Below are 20,077 nucleotides of genomic sequence, written 5' to 3' on the forward strand. Positions count from 1 at the left end.
TGTAACGGGTGCCGCGGTCAGCTCTTGCGGAGAATGCCGCCCAGAACCAGCAACGCGCCGACCACGATGCCGGCAATGCCCAGCCATTGCGGGAAAGCTTTGTCGTGCGTGGCGGTGAGCTTGGCCGAGCCGAGCTGGAACAGCGTGTCGGTGGTCTGGTAACTGCCGTGGCCGAATACCACCCACGCGCCAGCAATGAGCAAGGCGAGGCCGATGATGATCAGTGCGAAGCGCATGGCTTTTTCCGGCGATGGAACAGTCTTGAGTATGCCGGGTCGATCCGCGCAGTTGAAGTGAAAGGGCTGGACAGGGCGCAGCGGGTGGAGTGGTCTGCTTGGAGAGTGCGGCCATGGAGGCCGTCGTTTGATCTTGGCGATCATGGGCGAACGCACAATGGTGAGCAGTGCGGCCACGGAGAGTCGCTCCTGGATCTTTGCGTTCGTGGACGAACGTACGACTAAACGCGCATAAAAATGGCCCCGAAGGTCAGGGGTACCTTCGGGGCCGGGGAGGCGGAGGCCCAGGGGAGAGGCTCCGCGTCCGGGTGGCTGTCCAGGGAGGTGACCAGCCGTGGGTGCCGTTGCGTACACCCGATAACTAAGAACGCGCGGCGGCGGAAAAGTTCTACGGCCTGCGCAAAGAAAAGTCAGGCTTCGTTCATTTCACGGGAAAGCAACAAATGGACGTCTAATGCGCCTCGTCCCAGTTTGCGCCAACCCCTACCTCCACCAGCAAGGGCACGGCCAGTTGTGCAGCACCCTGCATGTGCTCGCGCACCGCTTCGCGCACCAAGTCCACCGCATCGTCGCGCACTTCGAACACCAGTTCGTCGTGTACCTGCATCAGCATGTGGGCGTCGTCGCGACCGTTGAGCCATGCCGCCACGGCGATCATCGCGCGCTTGATGATGTCGGCGGCGCTGCCCTGCATCGGGGCATTCACCGCGGCGCGCTCGGCACCGGCGCGGTGGGCCTGGTTGCGTGACTGCAAGTTCTCCAGGTACAGGCGACGGCCGAAGATCGTCTCCACGTAACCGTCGCGGTGCGCCTGCGCCCGGGTGGCCTCCATGAAGGCGTGCACACCGGGGTAGCGCGCGAAGTAGCGCGCCATATAGTCGTTGGCTTCGCCGCGGTCGATGCCGAGCTGGCGGGCGAGGCCGAACGCGCTCATGCCGTACATCAGGCCGAAGTTGATCGCCTTGGCCGCGCGGCGCTGTTCCTTGCTCACTTCCTCCATGGCGACGCCGAACACTTCGGCAGCGGTGGCACGATGCACGTCGCCGCCTTCGTGGAAGGCCTTGAGCAGGCCTTCGTCGCCGGAGAGGTGCGCCATGATGCGCAGCTCGATCTGCGAGTAATCCGCCGCCATCACCTTCCATCCCGGCGGCGCAATGAAGGCCTGGCGGATGCGACGCCCCTCCTCGGTGCGTACCGGAATGTTCTGCAGGTTCGGATCGGTGGAGGAAATGCGACCGGTGGCCACCGCGCCCTGGTGGTAGCTGGTGTGCACGCGGCCGGTGCGCGGGTTCACCGTGCCGGCCAGCTTGTCGGTGTAGGTGGAGCGCAGCTTGGCCAGGCCGCGGTAGTCGAGGATCAGGCGCGGCAGCGCGTGTTCGTCGGCGATGGCTTCCAGCGCCTCTTCGTTCGTCGAAGGCTGGCCGGTAGGTGTCTTGAGTTTCGCCGGAAGGCCCAGCTGGTCGAACAAGATCGCCTGCAACTGCTTGGGCGAGTCGAGGTTGAACTCGCGGCCTGCTTCGGCATAGGCCTGCTGCTGCAGCTCGTGCATGCGTTTGCCGAGCTGCTGGCTCTGCTTACGCAGTTCGTCCACGTCGATCAGCACGCCGCGCTGCTCCATGCCTGCCAGCACGGGCACCAGCGGTATCTCGATCTCTTCATACACCTTGCACAGAGTGGGCACGCGTTCGAGCTGCGGCCACAGCGCGTGGTGCAGGCGCAGGGTGATGTCCGCGTCCTCGGCGGCGTAGCGACAGGCGGTGTCCAGATCCACCTGCGAGAACGAAATCTGCTTCGCGCCCTTGCCGGCCACTTCCTCGTACTTCACGGTGTCGTAGCCGAGGTACTTCTTCGCCAGCGAATCCATGTCGTGACGTGTGGCTGTGGCGTTCCACACGTAGGACTCCAGCATGGTGTCGTGGCGCACGCCCTGCACCACGATGCCGTAGTGCGACAGGATGTTGATGTCGTATTTCGCGTGCTGGCCAAGTTTGGGCCGGCTCGCATCCTCGAACACGGGCTTCAGCGCGGCGAGCACCGCGTCGCGCGGCAACTGCGCGGGGGCGCCGGGATAGTCGTGCGCCAGTGGAATGTAGCAAGCATGGCCCGGCTCCACCGCCAGCGACAGGCCCACGACATCGGCCAGCATCGGATCAAGCGCCGTGGTTTCGGTATCGAAGGCGATCAGCGGCGCATCACGCAGCTTGTCCAGCCAGACGTCGAGTTGTGCCTGGGTAGTGACGAGTTCGTACTCGCCCTCCACGGCAAGATTCGCGGGCGGAAGATGGGAGCCTGGGACCGAGCCGCTCTCTCCGTGGGAGACGGGCGGAGGTGGCGGGGAGGGAGTGTCGTGCGTTCCGGCCGAACCCGCGCTCCCGGCACCTTTCCCGGCGAGAGAGGACAGATCGAGCTCCTTCAGCGCCGCCTTGAAATCGTAGCGCGTATACAGCTGGCGCAGCGCGTCCGTGTCGGCATCGCGCATCGCGAGGTCCGCGGGGCGTTGTTCCAGCACCACGTCGGTCTTGATCGTCACCAGCGCACGCGACAACGGCAGTTGCGGCAGGGCCTCGCGCAGGCTCTCGCCGATCTTGCCGCCGACCTTGGCCGCGTTCGCGACCACGCCATCCAGCGAGCCGTATTCGGCCAGCCATTTGGCGGCGGTCTTGGGGCCGCATTTGGGCACGCCAGGCACGTTGTCCACGCTGTCGCCGACCAGGGTGAGGTAGTCGACGATGCGCTCGGGCGGTACGCCGAATTTTTCCTCGACGCCGGCGCGATCCATCGTGGTGTTGGTCATGGTGTTGACCAGGGTGACGCCGGGGCCGACCAGTTGCGCCATGTCCTTGTCGCCGGTGGATATCTCCACCTCGATACCGGCCTGTTGCGCCTGCACGGCGAGCGTGCCGATCACGTCGTCGGCCTCCACGCCGGGCACGCGCAGGATCGGGAAACCCAGCGCACCCACGATGGCCAGCATCGGTTCGATCTGCGCGCGCAGATCGGCTGGCATCGGTGGGCGGTTCGCCTTGTAGTGCTCGTACATCGCGTCGCGGAAAGTCGGGCCAGAGGCGTCGCTGACGAAGGCGACGTAGTCGGGCCTGGCCTTCAGCGTGGAGCGCAGCATGTTGACCACGCCGAACAATGCCCCGGTGGGCTCGCCTTGAGCATTGGTCAGCGGCGGCAGCGCGTGGAAAGCGCGGTAGAGGTAGGAGGATCCGTCGATCAGGATGAGCTTGGGCATGCGCGCATTCTTGCATGCGACGCGTGCGGGTGCGGTTCACGGGAGGGTGGCTGTCGCGCTGCTATGCTTCGCGCCTCTTTCGAGGTCGCCGCCATGAAAACTGTCGTCTGCATGCTTGCCATCTCCGCTTTTGCCGCGTCGCCGGTCTGGGCGCAATCCAGCAGCCAGTCGCCGCAGTTCGCGCCGCCGCCGCCGCCGCCGGGCATGAACGATCCGGGCGTGCAGGCCGCGGCCCCAGCCCGGCCGGCGTCATCCAGCACCAGCGGCAGTACACCGGCGACGGTCACAGCCACGCAGGTGCCCAGCAAGCCGATTCCGCTGCCAGTGATGCCGGGCGACAACGGTGCACCTAAGACGGTAAAGCGTAATGCGCCAGCGGACGATGTCAGCGTGCATACCGAGGGCGATGCGGTATATCAGGAGTATCGTCGTGGCGGCCGCGTCTATATGGTGGTGGTCACGCAGAAGAACGGCTTGTCCTACACATACATGGTCGACAACAACGGCACGATGAGCGCCACCGACGGCGCGCCGCCGGTGAGGCCGGTGATGTACAAGATCCTGGAATGGGGCAAGAGCAAGCCAGCCGAGTCCGAGGACGATTCGCAGGACAGCGGTTCGCAAGACGGCGCACATTGATGCGTCATTCGAGGAGCGGAGCGAAATCGGCTCCGCATCCCGACCCTCTTCCTGCAGGAAGAGGGTAAAGCGACGCCAGAGTGCCGGCGTGGCCTGCGTCATCTTGGTGGCGAGGTTGGCGGATTGGCTCCGGTCACTTTCAGTGCCGGGATTGCCTGATTGACTTCCGTCACTTTTAGCGACGAGGTTGCTTGACTCAACTTCCGTCACTTTTAGTGACGGAAGTGCCTCATCCCGGTGAATACCATTGCCATGCCGTGTTCGTCGGCGGCGGCGATCACTTCGGCGTCGCGCATCGACCCACCGGGCTGGATCACCGCGCTGATGCCGGCCGCGGCCGCCGCGTCGATGCCGTCCCGGAACGGGAAGAAGGCGTCGCTCGCCATCACCGAACCGCGCACTTCCAGCTTCTCGTCGGCGGCCTTGATGCCGGCAATCTTCGCGCTGTATACGCGGCTCATCTGGCCAGCACCGATGCCGATGGTCTGGCGGTGCCTGGCATAGACGATGGCGTTGGACTTCACGAACTTCGCCACCTTCCAGGCGAAGATCAGGTCGTCGATCTGCTGCGGCGTGGGGGCTACCTTGGTCACGACTTTCAGTCCCTCCGCCTTGACCATGCCGGTGTCGGCGGTCTGGATCAGCAGGCCCGAACCCACCCGTTTGACGTTGTTGCCGGGATGCGCGGCCACCAGGTCGGTACCGGCCGGCACCGGGATCTCCAGCACGCGCACGTTGCCCTTCTTGGCGAATGCCTTGAGTGCGTCGCCGGTATATGCCGGCGCCAGCACCACTTCCACGAACTGCCGCGACACGATGGCCTGCGCGGTGGCGCCATCCACTTCGCGATTGAACGCGATGATTCCGCCAAAGGCCGAGGTGGGATCGGTCTGGTAGGCGAGGTCGTAGGCCTTGCCGATGCCGTCCAGGCTCACCGCCACACCGCATGGGTTGGCGTGCTTGACGATGACACAAGCTGGCTTGGTGAAGCTGCGCGCGCATTCCCAGGCGGCGTCGGCATCGGCGATGTTGTTGAACGAGAGCTCCTTGCCCTGCAGTTGCCTGAAAGTGGCCAGCGTGCCCGCCGCGGGATACAGGTCGCGATAGAACGCGGCGTCCTGGTGCGGGTTCTCGCCATAGCGAAGGTCCATCAGCTTGACGAAGCGGCTGTTGCTTTGCGCCGGGAAGGGCTCGTGGCCGGCGATCGCTTCGTGCGCATCGTCGAGCTTGAGGCCGGAGAGGTAGTCGCTGATCGCACCGTCATAATTGGCCACGTTGTTGAACGCGGCGACCGACAGCATGAAGCGCGTGGCACGCGAAAGGCCACCATGCTGTTCGATTTCGGCGAGCGCCGTCTCGTACTGGCCGGGCGAGGTGAGTACGCCCACGTCGTTCCAGTTCTTCGCCGCCGAACGCAGCATCGCCGGGCCGCCGATGTCGATGTTCTCGATAGCGTCCTCCAGCGTGCAGCCGGGCTTGGCGACGGTGGCCTCGAACGGATAGAGGTTGAGCACCAGCAGGTCGATGGGCTGGATGCCGAGGTCGGCCATGACCGCGTCGTCGATGCCGCGGCGGCCGAGCAGGCCGCCGTGCACCTTGGGATGCAGGGTCTTTACGCGGCCGTCCATGATCTCCGGGAAGCCGGTGAGATCGCTGACGTCCTTCACCGCAATACCGGCATCGCGCAGCGCCTTCGCACTGCCGCCGGTGGAGAGCAGCTCCACGCCCTTCGCGGCGAGGCGGCGCCCCAGCTCGATCAGGCCGGTCTTGTCGGAAACGCTGAGCAGGGCGCGGCGGACGGGGACGACAGCGGGGGCAGGCATGGCGGCTTCCAGACGGGAAAGCCGCGAATTATAGCCCAGTCGAGGAGGCGGCCGGGATTTGGACGGCCAAATGCACGCTGATTACAGCAGCCCGTGCGCGGCCAGTTTCTTGCGCAGCGTGGCGCGGTTGATGCCCAGCGCCACGGCGGCGCGGCTCTGGTTGCCGTCATGGAACGCCAGGACTTCGCGCAGCAGCGGGCCTTCCACCTCGTGGATCACCAGTGCGTGCAGCCCCTCGCCGCAGTCCGCATCGCCGAGGTCGGCGAGATAGCGGCGCACGGTGCGGCTGACGCATTCGCCAAGCGCACTCTGCGAGGCGACCGGACGGGTGGCCTCGGCGGTTGGCAATCTCACGGCGTTCACTGACATTTCCCTCTGTACGTCTCGCGCGGCTGCGTGGGCCGCTGTTCTGATGGCCTTGCACGACCGCGTGGGCGATCGCCCCGTGCATGCCATCGGCAGTGCGCGGGGCGGAGAAGTCTACCCGTCCGGAACGCGGATTTTAAGTGCCGTGTCTGTGCGGTGCGCTATTCGAAATCAAACTGGTAGGCAACCGCTGCGTCGCCGGGATCCTGCACTTCCAATACCAGTGCCGTGGTGGCGCCGGGCGCGAGCCCCTGGCGCAGTACGACCGGGTCATCGAGATAGTCAGTGGGCAGCAAACGGCGCATCGACAGCCGATGGCCCTGCGCATCTGACAGGGTGACCACCACCACCGGCCAAGGTTGGGCGAACGCAGCGTCGTTGCGCAGACTGAGGCTGATCATCAGCGCCTGCGCGGCATTGGGATGCGTTTCGACGTTGCTGGCGAGCAGGTGCAACTGCTTTGGCGCAGCCACGAGCGGCAGGCGGCAGCCGAGCATGTCGCAGGCGCCACGCAGCCAGCTGCCGATGAGCGGGGAGCGAACCAGGTCATTGCGATCGATCCATGCCACTTCCCCCGCGAGCGCAATGGTGAGCGCCGTGCAGACCAGCACCCATGGCCAACGCCGTTGGTGGTCGGCGGTGCGCGGCCCGCGGTGTTTCCTTGCGGCTCGTGACGGTTTGCGTTTGCGCGCCTCCTTCGCGAAACGCGGCGCGAATACCAGCTGCGAGAAGTCTTCCGAGTTCGCGGCGGCAGGAGATGTTGCCTCCGCTACCACGGCAGGTTCCGGCGCAGGGCGCTGCGGGCGATACACCACCAGCTCGATGCGCGGCGGCGCCAGCGCCTGCTCGTTCACCGGCATTTCCTGAAAGGGTTCCGGTGGCAATTGCTCGCTGAGCGTGGCGAGACTGTCGAAACCCGCACCACAGTGTCCGCACAGTACGTAGCCGTGCGCCTGCACCAGCGCCTGCGCGCCGAGCGAGAACACGGACAGGCATTCGGGGCATTGTGCGTACATGTGGTGCGTCGCGCTGAACGAGCCGCAAGCTTAGCAGGGGATGCACGAGAGCCTGTTCACCCTCTCCGCATGTCCCGCGCCGGGAACTGTCTGCGTGCAGGTCAAGGAAGGAACGAGGGCACGCGGGGAGAGTTCATGGAGGGACTCGGCCTTGAGGGGCGGACGCCCGTCCACGACCGGGTGATGACGCAGACATGCGGTCGAACAGGGGCGGCCCGTCGGGTTGCCTTGCCACGGCTGTCGTGAGGCAGCGTGCGGCTTCGCCCGATAGCCAGGCGCCACACGCTATCTCCTGACGGCCACGGCAAGGCTGCACGGGCTGCGTGGAGGCAGTGAACAGGCTTTTAGCCGCGACGATGCCCGCTGATGCGCACCCAGCCTTCGTGCACGTCCACCCGCAACGCATCGAACCATTCGGCGTAGCGTGCCAGCAGTTCGTCCTGTTGCCCGTCGAGGATGCCGGAGATCGCGAACGGTGCGCCGGGCTTTGCCGCCGCCGCGAACGCGGGCGCGAGTTCGCCCAGCGGACCGGCGAGGATGTTCGCCACGAACACATCGGCTGCAGCCCTGGGTTCGTCGCCCGGCAGATAGACGTCCAGATGCTTCGCCACGCCGTTGCGCCCGGCGTTGTCGCGCGAGGCAAGTAGTGCCTGCGGGTCATTGTCCACGCCCATCGCGTGGACGGCGCCCAGCTTGAGCGCGGCGATGGCGAGGATGCCCGAGCCGCAGCCGTAGTCGATCACGGACTTGCCGGCGAGATCGAGCCCGTCCAGCCATTCCAGGCACAGCGCGGTAGTGGGATGCGTACCACTGCCGAAGGCGAGGCCAGGGTCGAGGCGCACCACCACGCGTTCGTCATCGGTCGGCGGCTCGATGTTCCATGGATAAATCCATAGGCGCCGGCCGAAGGACATCGGCTGGTACTGGTCCATCCACACGCGCTCCCAGTCCTGGTCTTCCACCACGCGGAAGTCCAGCTGGTCGGGCTCAAGCCAGGGCAGCAATTCGCCCAGCGCGGCGGCGAGGCCGCGTTTGTCCGAGTGTTCGTCGAACAGTGCGTTCAAGGTGATCGTGGGCCACAGCGGCAATTCGCCCACGCCCGGCTCGAAGATCGCCTGCTCGTCCGGCGTCTCCGCATCGGCATCGCGCAGCGTGATGGACAGCGCGCCGAGGTCCTTCAGCGCCTCCTCCACGCGAGGTTGCTGTTCGAGACGTGCGGTGAGGGAGAGTTCGAGGAAGGGCATTTACGACGCGTCGCTGGATGGTTGGCGATTCATGTGTGCCATGAAGGATGAATCTTCGAGATAGATGTGGTCGGTGATGTGGAACACCTCCTTGATCAAGGGGTGCGCCAATGCTTCATCACGATCGAGCATGCGACCAAGAATGTTCGTTTCGTGCCATGGCGATTCATCCGCATTGCAGACACGGACGCCATCCGCGCGAAGCTCAAGGGCAAACGCCGTGCGTTGCGAGGGCGTGCTGCCTTCTTCCCAATCCCCGAGGCTTACTGCGGCGACGGCAGGCGTTTCCGGGAGGCCTTCGGTGAATCTGACGTAGTAAACGGCATGGGCATCACCATCATTGGACACGAACCTGATCAGATGCACCGTGCGATTGCCGCAGCATTCGCACGGTGCGCCCAGGGAAGGCTCTTCAAATTCAATGCTGAGGGCCATGTCGCCGTTGTCTGATGGTGTTAGTGCGCGGGCGATTTGTCCTTCTGCTCCGCCATCCGCTTCTCGAGGTAGTGGATGTTCTGGCCGCCATGCTGGAAACCCACGTCGGCCATGATGCGCTGCTGCAGCGGGATGTTGCATTTCACGCCCTCGATCACCGTCTCGGCCAATGCCAGGCGCATGCGGGCGATGGCGGTGGCGCGGTCGGGGCCGTAGACGATCAGCTTGCCGATCATCGAGTCGTAGTTCGGCGGGATCGTGTAGCCGTCATACAAATGGGTATCCACGCGCACGCCGGGGCCACCCGGTGCCTCGAAGCGCTTCACCGTGCCGGGGCAGGGCAGGAAGCTGTCCGGGTCTTCGGCGTTGATGCGGCACTCGATGGCGTGGCCGTTGATCTTGATGTCTTCCTGGCGGATCGACAGCTTCTCGCCGCCGGCGATCAGCAACTGTTCGCGCACGAGGTCCACGCCGGTGATGAACTCGGTTACCGGGTGCTCGACCTGGATGCGCGTGTTCATCTCGATGAAGTAGAAGCGGCCGTTCTCGAACAGGAATTCGAAGGTGCCGGCGCCGCGATAGCCGATGCGCAGGCAGGCTTCCACGCAGACCTTGCCGATCTGGGCGCGCAGTTCCGGGGTGATGCCGGGTGCGGGCGCTTCTTCCACTACCTTCTGGTGGCGGCGCTGCATCGAGCAGTCGCGCTCGCCGAGGTGGATGGCGTTGCCCTGGCCGTCAGCCAGCACCTGGATCTCCACGTGGCGCGGGTTCTCCAGGAATTTCTCCATGTAGACCATGTCGTTGCCGAAGGCCGCCTTGGCCTCCTGCTTGGTCATCACGATGGAGTTGCCCAGGTGCGCCTCGGTGCGCACCACGCGCATGCCGCGGCCGCCGCCGCCGCCCGCGGCCTTGATGATGACCGGGTAGCCGATTTCGCGGGCGATGCGCAGGTTTTCATCGATGTCGTCGCCCAGCGGACCGCCCGAGCCGGGCACGCAGGGCACGCCCGCGGCCTTCATCGCCTTGATCGCCTCCACCTTGTCGCCCATCAGGCGGATCACGTCCGCGGTGGGGCCGATGAAGATGAAGCCGGATTTCTCTACCTGTTCGGCGAAGTCGGCGCGCTCGGACAGGAAGCCGTAACCCGGGTGGATGGCCTGGGCGTCGGAGATTTCCGCCGCGGCGATGATGCGCGGGATGTTGAGGTAGCTCTCCGCCGACGGCGCCGGGCCGATGCAGATGGCTTCGTCGGCGAGGCCGACGTGCTTGAGGTTGCGGTCTGCGGTGGAGTGCACCGCCACGGTCTTGATGCCGAGACTGTGGCAGGCGCGCAGCACGCGCAGGGCGATTTCGCCGCGATTGGCGATGATGACTTTTTCGAGCATGGGCATGTTGGCTCAGCCGGCTCAGGCAATCACGAACATCGGCTGGTCGAATTCGACCGACTGGCTGTTCTCGACCAGGATCGCCTGGATCGTGCCGGATACGTCGGCTTCGATCTGGTTGAACATCTTCATCGCCTCGATGATGCCCAGTGTCTCGCCGGCCTTTACCTGCTGGCCGACCTTTGCCAGCGCCGGGGCGCCAGGCGTGGCGGAGGCATAGAAAGTGCCGACCATCGGCGCCTTCACTACGTGGCCGGCCGGCAGACCGCTGGCGGCAGGTGCGGCTTCGGCGGCGGCGACTGGCGCGGCAGCCGCCGGAGCGGCGGCTACCGCGATCGGTGCCGGGGCGGCCAAGGCTACGCCGCCCTTGGGCACGCGCGACAGGCGCACGACCTCTTCGCCTTCCTTGATTTCCAGTTCCGCGAGGTTGGATTCCTCGAGCAGGTCGATCAGCTTTTTGATCTTGCGCAGATCCATGGGATGGCCTTCATGTCATGGGCCGCCCTTGGGCGGCCGGAAAGGAAAAGGGGCAGTTTCAGCGTGGCGCCAGCCGGGCGACGACAGCGTCCAGTGCCAGGCGGTAGCTGTCGGCGCCAAAGCCGCAGATCACGCCGATCGCGATGTCCGCCAGGTACGAGTGGTGCCGGAACCGTTCGCGGGCGTGCACGTTGGACAGGTGCACCTCGATGAATGGGATCGCTACCGCTGCGAACGCATCGCGCAGCGCGATGCTGGTGTGGGTGAATGCGCCGGCGTTGCACAGGATCATCGCCACCCGCTCGTCGCGTGCCTGGTGCACACGGCCGATCAGTTCGTGCTCGGCGTTGGACTGGAACCATGCCAGTTCATGACCGGCGGCCTGCGCCTGCGCGGCCAGCCGGCCGTTGATGTCGGCCAGCGTGTCGCTGCCGTAGATGGTCGGCTCGCGTGCGCCCAGCAGGTTGAGATTGGGTCCGTGCAGGACCAGGATCTTGGCCACGCCATGCCTTCGACGACGTCCGGACGACCCGGAACGGGGCGCAGTGTGCGCGCAGTTGTTGATGTTGTCCAGTTCGGCGCAGATCGGCGATGTTCAATGGAGAAGCGCGTCACTCACCGTGCGTTCGCGTATGCGTGGGAGTGGCTCTTGCGGTCATGCCTGATCGCGAAGGTCAACTGGGTGGCCGTCCATGACCATACTTTTCACATCAGCCATTGATCGAGCGTAGCGGCATCCAGCGGACCGCGATGCATGGCGATCACGCGTCCATTGGCGTCGATCAGTACGCTATATGGGAGCATCTCGTCGTTATCGCCCCATGACAGCGATGTGCTTGGCGATGCCATCCGGCCGAGCAGGACAGGGTAACGCACCGGATGATCGGCCAGAAAGGCACGAACATGCGCGGGATCATCCATGGCGATTCCCAGCACGATGCTACCGTTTTCGCCGAACTTGGCCTGGACGCGATCCAGCGCCGGCAGTTCATCCAGACAGGGCCCGCACCAGCTTGCCCAGAAATTCAGCAGCACGCGGCGGCCGCGGTAATCTGCCAGGGCATGGGGGCGGCCCTGCAGATCCGGTAGTTCAAGCCGGGGTGCTGGCTCGCTGGCCTGCGCCACTGTCACTCCGGCCGGCACATGCGCCAAGCGGCTCTCGTGTTGCAACCAGCCGCCAAGTGCTGCGGCCAGCACCGCCGCGACCAGGATGACGAGGTTGTCGCGGCTCAATGCGCCGCCTCATCCAGTGCCCGCTGCACCAGCGCGGTGGTCAGCACCGTGGGCAGTTGGCGACCCTCGCCGCCGCCCTTCGGGAACACCACGTACAGCGGCACGCCCGGCGAGTGGTAGTGCTGCAGGAAGGCGGTGATCGCCGGGTCCTCGTTGGTCCAGTCGCCCTTCATGTAGACCGCACCGTCACGCTTGAGCGCGTCATGGAATGCAGTGCCATCCAGCACGGTGTGCTCGTTGGCCTTGCAGGTGATGCACCAGTCGGCGGTCATGTCCACGAACACGGGCGTGTTGGCGGCGCGTAGTTCGGCGAGCTTCGCCGAGCTGTACGGCACGGTGCCCTGCTGTGCCGTCGCGGCATTCGTCATGGGTGGCAACTGCGCCAACAGATACAGCGGCGCGGCGGTCAGCACTACCAGCAGTGCGGTCAGCAAGTGATGCAACAGGCCGCGCCCGCGGCTGCGCTCGAACCACCACAGCGCCAGCGCCAGCAGCACCAGGGTCACCAGCAGCAGCCCCACGGCGTCGGCGCCGCGCTGGTTGGCCAGCACCCAAGACAGCCACGCCGCCGTGAGATACATCGGGAAAGCCAGCACCTGCTTCAGCGTTTCCATCCAGCGGCCGGGTTTCGGTAGCCAGCGCGCCAGTGCGGGGATGTAGGCAATGGCGAGGAAGGGCAGGGCCAGGCCCACGCCCAGCATGAGGAAGACCAGCAACGCGTGCGCGGCTGGCGCGGCGAAGGCATAAGCCAACGCGCCACCCATGAAGGGGGCAGTGCAGGGGCTGGCCACCACCACGGCGAGCACGCCGGTGAAGAAGTCGCCGGCCACGCCGCCGCGATTGGCCAACGTGCTGCCCGTGTTGCCGAGCGAAGCGCCGAACTGCACCACGCCGGACATCGACAAGCCCAGCGCGAAGATCACGCAGGCCAGCACCGCCACCAGCAGCGGCTGCTGCAACTGCGTGCCCCAGCCCAGTGCATGGCCAGCCGAGCGCAACACGAGGATGCCGCCGCCCAGCGCAAGGAAGCTCGCCAGTACGCCGACGGTGTAGGCCAGCGCATGACGGCGGCGCAGTGCGGGAGTTTCGCCGCCTTCCAGCAAACTCACCGCCTTGAGCGAGAGCACCGGCAGCACGCAGGGCATCAGGTTGAGGACGAGGCCGCCGCCCAGCGCCAGCAACAGCGCGACGAGCAAACTGCTCTGCAACGGACCAGAGGGTGTGCTTGTGCCGGATGTAGTAACGCCTTCGGCCGCCGCACCGCTGGCGAGGTCGAGGGTGGCGTCGCGCGTCATCAGCGGATAGCAGACGCCGCCGTCCTTGCAGCCGAGGAAGCTTGCTTCCAGCGTCACTTGCTTGTGGCCAGCGGTATCGCCTTCGATGGCTACCGGCAACGCAAGGTCGCCGAAGTACACCGTCACCGTGCCAAGCTGCGCGTCCTGATGCTGCACGCCGCCCGCGGGCCACGCGGGTGTGGCCAACGTCAGGCCATTGGCGTCCTTGAGCTTGAGCGAGATGTGGTTTTGGTAGACGTAGTAATCCTTCGGCATCGTCCAGTGCAGCAGCAGGTGGTGTGCGTCCTGCGCCAGTGCGGAGAACTTGAAGGCTTGCTCTTGCGGCAGCGGATCGGACGAGGTGTCGTTCCCGTTTTCTCCGATCTGCTGCAATGCGTTGCCCAGCGAGGTGCCCGCGGCAGGCGTCGGGGCGGTAGCAGGTAATGGCAGGTCAAGCTGCTCGGTATGCGGGGGATAGCAGATCTTCGGCTCCACCTCGTGGCAACCCTGGTACTGCACGCTGAGCACGAGATGGGTGGTGCCTGGTGCCACCGTGTAGGGAATGCTGGCGTCGACGGCGTGGTGGTAGGTCTCGACCGGGCCGAGATAGGGGTCGACGTGCTTTTCGCCAGGCGGCAGCTGCGCTTCGCCCAGCGTGATGCCCGGGCCGGCGGTGAACTTCATGCGGCCGCGATAGAGGTAGTAGTCCTGCGCGATGACCCAGTGCAGCTTGAGCGTGCCGGGCGTGCTGGCATCGGTGCTGAGCTTGTAGGCCTCGGTCACCGGCAGGATGTTGTCGTCCTGCGTCTGCGCAAACACGGCAGGCGCCAGCATGCACCCCAGGCCAAGCAGCAGGAGGGCCAGAATCGGCAGTCGGGCGGCCATGCGGCCGATGATGAAGCGCATCGTGATTCCAGATGTGCAGCGGGGAAAGCCATTATGGATCATGCAGACCGGGCTTCCGCGCGCTGCGGCTTCATGTCTCCACGGTGGCCAGCGCAGGAGCCTTGCGGCGCGCGCGGACCAGTCCGGTGGTGAGCGCCGTGCCCAGCAGCACCACCGCGCAACCGCCAAGCATGCGGGCACTCACCGGTTCGCCGAGCAGGAGCGCGCCCCAGAGCACGCCAAACGCCGGTATCAGATAAGGAATGACCATGATCCGTACCGCGCCGACCCGCGCCAGCACCCAGAAGAACAGCACATAGGCCAGCGCGGTGCACAGCACGGCCAGCCCGGCTGCCGCGAGCCAGGCCTGCGGCGGCGGAGCCTGCACGGGCCAGAACAGCACCGTTGGCGGGAGCAGCAGGAGTGCGGCGACCATATGGCTGCCGACTGTCACCACCAGCGGCGTCACTTTGGCCAGGCGCAGGTGCGTGTAGTGCACCACGTAGCCGTACAGCGCGGTGGCCGCCACGCCCGCGAGCAGCGCCGCGCCAGCGCCCGGCCCCAGCGCGAGGCTGCCCTCGGCCAGCCAGACCACGCCGGCAAAGCCGACCACCAGGCCGGCGCTGCGCCAGGCGTCCAGCCGTTGGCCCAGCCACAGCCAACCGACCAGGGCGGCGAACATGGGCGTCATGCCGTCGATGATCGAAGCCGTCCCCGCGGGCAGGCTGCGGGTGGCGAAGGTAAACAGCGCGAAGGGCAGTGCCGAATTCGTCAAGCCGACGACGGCGATTGGCCACCAGTGCGCGCGCCATTCCGCCCGGCGCTGGCGCGAGGCCAGCAGGGGCAGGAAGCACAGCGCCGCGCCGATGGCGCGCAGGCCCGCAAGCGGCAGTGCGCCAAAGGCGCTGGCACCCATCCGCATGAACAGGAATGAGCCGCCCCACAGGGCGCCCAGCGACAGCAATACGGCGTAGTCGGTCTTCTTCATCTGGGTTGGGTCGGGATGGCTGGGAGATGGCCGAAGTCTGCCGGGTGCAGCTGACAAGGGCTGTCAGCAGTCTTCGGTCGCGCCACGCACCCAGTCCAGATAGGCCGCGTGGCCACGGTCGACCGGCAGCGCGATCAGTTCGGGCAGCTCGTAGGGATGCAGTTCCAGCAGCCGCGCTTTGAGCGCGTCAAAGCGTGCGACGGTGGTCTTGACGAGCAGCAGCTCCTCGCCGTCGGTGTTCACTTCTCCCTGCCAGCGGTAGGTGGAAAGCACCCCCGGCACGCGGTTGACGCAGGCGGCCAGCCGTTCCCCCACCAGTGCCTCCGCCAGCTTTTGCGCGCTTACAGCGTCGGGGCAGGTGCACAGGCAGAGCAGGATTTCGGGGGCGGTCATGGCGGCGGGCGACGGATCGGACAATGCACGGTAGCAGAGGCCTCTTGAAACCCGTGCCTGTCCGCCCCATTCGCTGTTTCAAGGCTTGAACCTGCCGACCCGGGCCCGCCACCACTTGCGGGTGAGGGGCTTGAATCGCCAGAATTGGCACTCATCTTCGTCGAGTGCTAACAGCAGGCCGCGAGCCAGCCTGTCAGTCCTCAACTCTTTTCATCACCAAAAGCTTGGGAGCCACCCATGAGCAAACTGCGTCCGCTGCACGACCGCGTCATCGTCAAGCGCCTGGAAGAGGAGCGCGTCTCCGCCGGCGGCATCGTCATCCCCGACAGCGCCACCGAGAAGCCCACTCGCGGCAAGGTGATCGCCGCCGGTACGGGCCGCATCCTGGAAGACGGCAACGTCCGCCCGATGAGCCTGAAAGAAGGCGACGTGGTGCTGTTCGGCAAATACGCCGGCCAGGAAATCAAGATCGACGGCGAAGAGCTGGTCTTCCTGAAGGAAGACGACATCGTGGCGGTGATCGAGGGCTGAGCGCGCCCATCGCGCTCGCCCGTTGTCTAGAGCTTGCTTCGGCAACGCTTTCGAAACGACAGACCCTTTCCTTTATTTCAAAATTTTTGAGGCAAAAATTTTATGGCCGCTAAAGAAGTCCGCTTCGGCGAAGACGCCCGCTCGCGCATCCTGAAGGGCGTGAACACGCTCGCCAACGCCGTCAAGGTCACCCTGGGCCCGAAGGGCCGCAACGTCGTGCTCCAGAAGAGCTTCGGCGCCCCCACCGTCACCAAGGACGGCGTGTCCGTGGCGAAGGAAATCGAGCTGGCCGATCCCTACGAGAACATGGGCGCGCAGATCGTCAAGGAAGCCGCTTCCAAGACCTCCGACAATGCCGGTGACGGCACCACCACCGCCACCGTGCTGGCGCAGGCCTTCATCCGCGAAGGCATGAAGGCCGTGGCCGCGGGCATCAACCCGATGGACCTGAAGCGCGGCATCGACAAGGCCGTGACCGCCGCGGTCGGCGAGCTGAAGAACCTCAGCAAGCCCACCGCCGACGACAAGGCGATCGCCCAGGTCGGCACCATTTCCGCCAACTCCGACTCCGCCATCGGCGACATCATCGCCACCGCGATGAAGAAGGTCGGCAAGGAAGGCGTGATCACCGTCGAGGAAGGCTCGGGCCTGGACAACGAGCTGGACGTGGTCGAGGGCATGCAGTTCGACCGCGGCTACCTGTCGCCGTACTTCATCAACAACCAGCAGAGCCAGCAGGTCGAGCTGGACGACCCCTTCATCCTGTTGCACGACAAGAAAGTCTCCAACGTGCGCGAGCTGCTGCCGATCCTCGAAGGCGTGGCCAAGGCCGGCAAGCCGCTGCTGATCGTGGCGGAAGAAGTGGAAGGCGAGGCGCTGGCTACCCTGGTGGTCAACACCATCCGCGGCATCGTCAAGGTCGCCGCCGTCAAGGCGCCGGGCTTCGGTGACCGCCGCAAGGCGATGCTGGAAGACATGGCCATCCTGACCAACGGCCAAGTCATCTCCGAAGAAGTGGGCCTGCAGCTCGAGAAGGCGACCATCGCCGACCTCGGCCGCGCCAAGAAGGTCGTGGTCACCAAGGAAAACACCACGATCATCGACGGCGCCGGCGAAGCCGCGAAGATCCAGGCCCGCATCGGCCAGATCAAGGCGCAGATCGAAGAGACCTCGTCGGACTACGACCGCGAGAAGCTGCAGGAGCGCGTGGCCAAGCTGGCCGGCGGCGTGGCCGTCATCAAGGTCGGCGCGGCGACGGAAGTCGAGATGAAGGAAAAGAAGGCACGCGTTGAAGACGCCCTGCACGCCACCCGTGCGGCGGTGGAAGAAGGCGTGGTGCCGGGCGGCGGCGTGGCGCTGATCCGTGCGCTCAAGGCCGTCGAGAACCTGAAGGGCGACAACGAAGACCAGAACCTCGGCATCGCCATCACCCGTCGTGCGCTGGAAGCCCCGCTGCGCGAGATCGTCTTCAACGCCGGCGGCGAGTCCAGCGTGATCGTCAACCAGGTCAAGGAAGGCAAGGGCAACTACGGCTACAACGCCGCCACCGGCGAGTTCGGCGACATGATCGAATTCGGCATCCTGGACCCGACCAAGGTGACCCGCTCGGCCCTGCAGTACGCCTCCTCCGTGGCTGGCCTCGCCATCACCACCGAAGCGATGGTGGCCGAGCTGCCGAAGAAGGAAGAGCACAACCACGGCGGCGCCCCCGGTGGCATGGGCGGCATGGGCGGCATGGATTTCTGATGCCCTCGTCCGCGCCATCGTCCCCGATGGCGCGGATCAGACAGCGGCCGTCCTGGCTGCACTGCTCAGGAAGGGCAGCGCGATACGAAAAACCCGCCTTCCCGGCGGGTTTTTCTTTGGATTGACTCGATGGCCGGCGCGGGATGGCGACTGCGGCGTAGTTGCGCCGGGCAGGCCTCACGCAGACCGAATCTCAATGCGCAGTCTGCGCTCCGCTGCCAGTCGCCGGCACGGTCGCCACCGGGGTCGGGCTGGTCGCGGCGGCTGGCGTCGGCGCAGGCGATGCTCCCAATGCCTTTGCCAGCAATGGCTGCAGCTTGCGGCTCATCCGCAACTGCTCGACGCTGGCCATGGACTGATCCAATTGCCGGGTCGCGTCGTCTTCGTCGGGTTGCGGGGCGCCGGGAGCGCGGGTGAGTGCGGCGAGTTGCGGGCCGAGTTGCTGGGTAAGTGCGTAGTAGGCGTCATCGTGGATGCCGGCGGCGGTGAGCAACAGGCCGGGCATCAGCCAGGCGGCCGTGTCCTCGTGCACGGGCGGAGCCGTGGTGCTGCGCGGATCGACCAGCAGCCATGTGCCAGGTTGCGCGAGCATGTCGCCGCCGTCGACGAAGCCATCCGTGCGATAGACGTCGGTGAGCGCGGGCAAGTGGTCGCCGTAGAACAGCAGCAAGGCGGGGCGCTGGCGATTGGCGAGCGCCGCCGCGAGACGTCCCAGTTCCTGGTCGGCGTGCTGCATGTGGTAGATGTAGTTCTGCAGCGCGATCTTGTCCTTGCCCTCGATGCCAGCGGGCACCGCGATGGCGTCGCGCTCGGCGATGTTTTTCGGATCCACGTCGTAAGGGCCGTGCGCCTCGATGCTGATGGCGAAGATGAATTGCGGCGGCCCGTTGTCCTTGAGCTGGCTCAGGATCTCGTCGGTCATCGCGCTGTCGGCCATGTACTTGCCGTCGTTCGGCGCGTCGTGCGGAAAGTCGGCCTGCGACACGAAGCGTTGGAAGCCCAATGCCTTGAACGCGGTATTGCGGTTCCAGAAGGTTGGATCGTTGCCGTGCACCGCTACCGTTTCGTAGCCGTGCTCGTCGAGCACATGGACGAGGCTCGGCACCTGCTTGCGGCCCATCTGCAGGTAGGGAAACTGCAGGTTGTCGAAGTAACGCAACGACAGCCCGGTGAGCATCTCGAATTCGGTACGGATGGTGCCGCCGCCGAAGGTGGGCACGTGCAGCGCGCCACTGGTGCCGTGCGCCGCGAGCTGGCGAAGGTTGGGCGTGAGGTCGCTGTGCGCGTAGCCGTTGGTGGTGCTGGGATCGAAGAACGATTCGCTCTGGATCACCACGATGTCGGGCAGCACGGCGGCATTTGGCATGCCGATGCGTTGGCGCAGCGCATGGACGGACTGGCTGATCAGTTGCTCGGCCACCACGCTGTTGGGTTTGGGTTTGTGCAGATTGTACTGCAGGTCGAACATCACCAGTTCGCTGAACAGGCCGGCATGGTCGCGGGTCGATGCGGCCGACCATGGCTCCATCCAGAGCACATGCCCGTTGTAGACCTTCGCCCAGCCGATCCAGCCGGCGAGCAGGCTGCCGAGCAAAAGCGCCAGTGCCCCACCCGCCGCGAGGCGCTTGCCACCGGTACGGCGCTCGAACAATGGCGGTTCCAACCGCCATGCTGCCACCAGCACCAGCACGGCCACGACCATCACCAGGTACGGCCATGGGCTGTGCGGCAGGTAGCCGGCGAGAAGATGCGCGCCACCCTTGCGCAACTGGCCCACCATGCGGAAATCCGCCGGCAGCAGCGGGGTGCCGAGATTCGCCATCTTCAGCCTGTTGATGCCGTAGACCAGCACCTCCAGCAGGTAGGCCAGCCCAAACGACAACAGCAGACGACGCGTCGTCACCAGCAACAGGCCGACAACCAGCAGACCGGGCCACGCATTCGCGAACAAGAAGCGCGGCTGATCCAGGATGCGCAGCGGCAAGACGCCCTGCCCGCCGTCGAGCAGGCCGGTGAGCAGCACGAACAGCAGCGCCATCGCCAGCACCACGGCGATGCGCAGAATCATGCGGCGAAGGACGGGGGCGGCGGATGAGGTCATGGCTGAATCGCGGACTCGGTTGTCATGGAGCGGGTGGTTTGTGAGAGCGAGCGATTTTCGCAGCCAG

At 65.7% G+C, this 20,077-nt stretch carries 18 protein-coding genes; 3 read left to right on the top strand and 15 right to left on the bottom strand.

Annotation, left to right across the window (positions count from 1 at the left end):
- Positions 1-17: 17 nt before the first annotated feature.
- Both ISP25_RS15580 and polA read right to left on the bottom strand, forming a co-directional pair.
- Positions 18-236: a hypothetical protein gene (locus tag ISP25_RS15580; protein WP_192158071.1), complete on the bottom strand. Its 219-nt coding sequence runs from the start codon at positions 234-236 to the stop codon at positions 18-20.
- Positions 237-687: 451 nt separating this feature from the next.
- Entirely contained in the window at positions 688-3,474 is a 2,787-nt protein-coding gene (polA, locus tag ISP25_RS15585) for a DNA polymerase I (protein WP_404615170.1), read from the bottom strand.
- Positions 3,475-3,567: 93 nt separating this feature from the next.
- On the opposite strand from polA, the gene ISP25_RS15590 reads away from it, so the two are divergent.
- A complete protein-coding gene (locus ISP25_RS15590; protein WP_404615172.1) occupies positions 3,568-4,113 on the top strand; it encodes a DUF2782 domain-containing protein in 546 nt (181 codons plus the stop codon).
- A gap of 212 nt (positions 4,114-4,325) precedes the next feature.
- On the opposite strand, the gene purH is transcribed toward ISP25_RS15590, so the two are convergent.
- The 12 genes from purH to cutA all read right to left on the bottom strand — a co-directional run bounded on the left by purH (position 4,326) and on the right by cutA (position 15,632).
- Complete coding sequence (gene purH / locus ISP25_RS15595) at positions 4,326-5,936, bottom strand: bifunctional phosphoribosylaminoimidazolecarboxamide formyltransferase/IMP cyclohydrolase (protein ID WP_404615174.1); 1,611 nt, start codon at positions 5,934-5,936, stop codon at positions 4,326-4,328.
- 81 nt (positions 5,937-6,017) lie between these two features.
- On the bottom strand, positions 6,018-6,305 hold the full coding sequence (locus ISP25_RS15600) for a helix-turn-helix domain-containing protein (protein ID WP_192158076.1): 288 nt from the start codon (positions 6,303-6,305) through the stop codon (positions 6,018-6,020).
- A gap of 158 nt (positions 6,306-6,463) precedes the next feature.
- Positions 6,464-7,318, bottom strand: coding sequence for a zinc-ribbon and DUF3426 domain-containing protein (locus ISP25_RS15605; RefSeq protein ID WP_192158079.1), 855 nt, complete (start codon positions 7,316-7,318; stop codon positions 6,464-6,466).
- Positions 7,319-7,662: 344 nt separating this feature from the next.
- Positions 7,663-8,562, bottom strand: a complete 900-nt coding sequence (prmA, locus tag ISP25_RS15610) for a 50S ribosomal protein L11 methyltransferase (protein WP_404615176.1) — start codon at positions 8,560-8,562, stop codon at positions 7,663-7,665.
- Positions 8,563-8,997 (bottom strand): hypothetical protein, encoded by a 435-nt coding sequence (locus ISP25_RS15615; protein WP_404615178.1) that lies wholly within the window; start codon positions 8,995-8,997, stop codon positions 8,563-8,565.
- 20 nt (positions 8,998-9,017) lie between these two features.
- Positions 9,018-10,382 carry an acetyl-CoA carboxylase biotin carboxylase subunit gene (accC, locus tag ISP25_RS15620; protein WP_404616326.1) on the bottom strand — a complete coding sequence of 455 codons (1,365 nt, stop codon included), beginning with the start codon at positions 10,380-10,382 and terminating at the stop codon, positions 9,018-9,020.
- A gap of 21 nt (positions 10,383-10,403) precedes the next feature.
- Entirely contained in the window at positions 10,404-10,859 is a 456-nt protein-coding gene (gene accB, locus ISP25_RS15625; RefSeq protein WP_404615180.1) for an acetyl-CoA carboxylase biotin carboxyl carrier protein, read from the bottom strand.
- A 58-nt stretch (positions 10,860-10,917) separates the two neighbouring features.
- Complete coding sequence (gene aroQ / locus ISP25_RS15630; protein WP_404615182.1) at positions 10,918-11,361, bottom strand: type II 3-dehydroquinate dehydratase; 444 nt, start codon at positions 11,359-11,361, stop codon at positions 10,918-10,920.
- Between the two features lie 203 nt (positions 11,362-11,564).
- Positions 11,565-12,092 (bottom strand): TlpA family protein disulfide reductase, encoded by a 528-nt coding sequence (locus ISP25_RS15635; protein WP_404615184.1) that lies wholly within the window; start codon positions 12,090-12,092, stop codon positions 11,565-11,567.
- Positions 12,089-14,272, bottom strand: coding sequence for a protein-disulfide reductase DsbD family protein (locus tag ISP25_RS15640; RefSeq protein ID WP_404615186.1), 2,184 nt, complete (start codon positions 14,270-14,272; stop codon positions 12,089-12,091). Before ISP25_RS15640 ends, ISP25_RS15635 begins: the two co-directional genes overlap by 4 nt.
- 70 nt (positions 14,273-14,342) lie before the next feature.
- Positions 14,343-15,239: a DMT family transporter gene (locus ISP25_RS15645; protein WP_404615188.1), complete on the bottom strand. Its 897-nt coding sequence runs from the start codon at positions 15,237-15,239 to the stop codon at positions 14,343-14,345.
- A gap of 63 nt (positions 15,240-15,302) precedes the next feature.
- The gene (cutA, locus tag ISP25_RS15650; protein WP_404615190.1) at positions 15,303-15,632 is read right to left on the bottom strand and encodes a divalent-cation tolerance protein CutA; all 330 of its coding nucleotides are present in this window, start codon (positions 15,630-15,632) and stop codon (positions 15,303-15,305) included.
- 237 nt (positions 15,633-15,869) lie between these two features.
- Between cutA and groES the strand changes: the two genes are divergently transcribed.
- Together groES and groL are read left to right on the top strand one after the other, a co-directional pair.
- Positions 15,870-16,163 (top strand): co-chaperone GroES, encoded by a 294-nt coding sequence (gene groES, locus ISP25_RS15655; RefSeq protein ID WP_049623107.1) that lies wholly within the window; start codon positions 15,870-15,872, stop codon positions 16,161-16,163.
- A 102-nt stretch (positions 16,164-16,265) separates the two neighbouring features.
- Entirely contained in the window at positions 16,266-17,909 is a 1,644-nt protein-coding gene (gene groL, locus ISP25_RS15660; RefSeq protein ID WP_192158097.1) for a chaperonin GroEL, read from the top strand.
- A 193-nt stretch (positions 17,910-18,102) separates the two neighbouring features.
- Here groL and ISP25_RS15665 read toward each other — a convergent pair whose 3' ends face one another.
- On the bottom strand, positions 18,103-20,010 hold the full coding sequence (locus tag ISP25_RS15665; protein ID WP_404615192.1) for an LTA synthase family protein: 1,908 nt from the start codon (positions 20,008-20,010) through the stop codon (positions 18,103-18,105).
- Positions 20,011-20,077 lie beyond the last annotated feature (67 nt).

Source organism: Rhodanobacter hydrolyticus, from assembly GCF_044904645.1.

Bases quoted from the DNA above. Each gene is read 5' to 3' on its own strand.
- ISP25_RS15580 (WP_192158071.1), bottom strand. From the start codon at position 236: ATGCGCTTCGCACTGATCATCATCGGCCTCGCCTTGCTCATTGCTGGC.
- polA (WP_404615170.1), bottom strand. From the start codon at position 3,474: ATGCCCAAGCTCATCCTGATCGACGGATCCTCCTACCTCTACCGCGCT.
- ISP25_RS15590 (WP_404615172.1), top strand. From the start codon at position 3,568: ATGAAAACTGTCGTCTGCATGCTTGCCATCTCCGCTTTTGCCGCGTCG.
- purH (WP_404615174.1), bottom strand. From the start codon at position 5,936: ATGCCTGCCCCCGCTGTCGTCCCCGTCCGCCGCGCCCTGCTCAGCGTT.
- ISP25_RS15600 (WP_192158076.1), bottom strand. From the start codon at position 6,305: ATGTCAGTGAACGCCGTGAGATTGCCAACCGCCGAGGCCACCCGTCCG.
- ISP25_RS15605 (WP_192158079.1), bottom strand. From the start codon at position 7,318: ATGTACGCACAATGCCCCGAATGCCTGTCCGTGTTCTCGCTCGGCGCG.
- prmA (WP_404615176.1), bottom strand. From the start codon at position 8,562: ATGCCCTTCCTCGAACTCTCCCTCACCGCACGTCTCGAACAGCAACCT.
- ISP25_RS15615 (WP_404615178.1), bottom strand. From the start codon at position 8,997: ATGGCCCTCAGCATTGAATTTGAAGAGCCTTCCCTGGGCGCACCGTGC.
- accC (WP_404616326.1), bottom strand. From the start codon at position 10,382: ATGCTCGAAAAAGTCATCATCGCCAATCGCGGCGAAATCGCCCTGCGC.
- accB (WP_404615180.1), bottom strand. From the start codon at position 10,859: ATGGATCTGCGCAAGATCAAAAAGCTGATCGACCTGCTCGAGGAATCC.
- ISP25_RS15640 (WP_404615186.1), bottom strand. From the start codon at position 14,272: ATGCGCTTCATCATCGGCCGCATGGCCGCCCGACTGCCGATTCTGGCC.
- ISP25_RS15645 (WP_404615188.1), bottom strand. From the start codon at position 15,239: ATGAAGAAGACCGACTACGCCGTATTGCTGTCGCTGGGCGCCCTGTGG.
- cutA (WP_404615190.1), bottom strand. From the start codon at position 15,632: ATGACCGCCCCCGAAATCCTGCTCTGCCTGTGCACCTGCCCCGACGCT.
- groES (WP_049623107.1), top strand. From the start codon at position 15,870: ATGAGCAAACTGCGTCCGCTGCACGACCGCGTCATCGTCAAGCGCCTG.
- groL (WP_192158097.1), top strand. From the start codon at position 16,266: ATGGCCGCTAAAGAAGTCCGCTTCGGCGAAGACGCCCGCTCGCGCATC.
- ISP25_RS15665 (WP_404615192.1), bottom strand. From the start codon at position 20,010: ATGACCTCATCCGCCGCCCCCGTCCTTCGCCGCATGATTCTGCGCATC.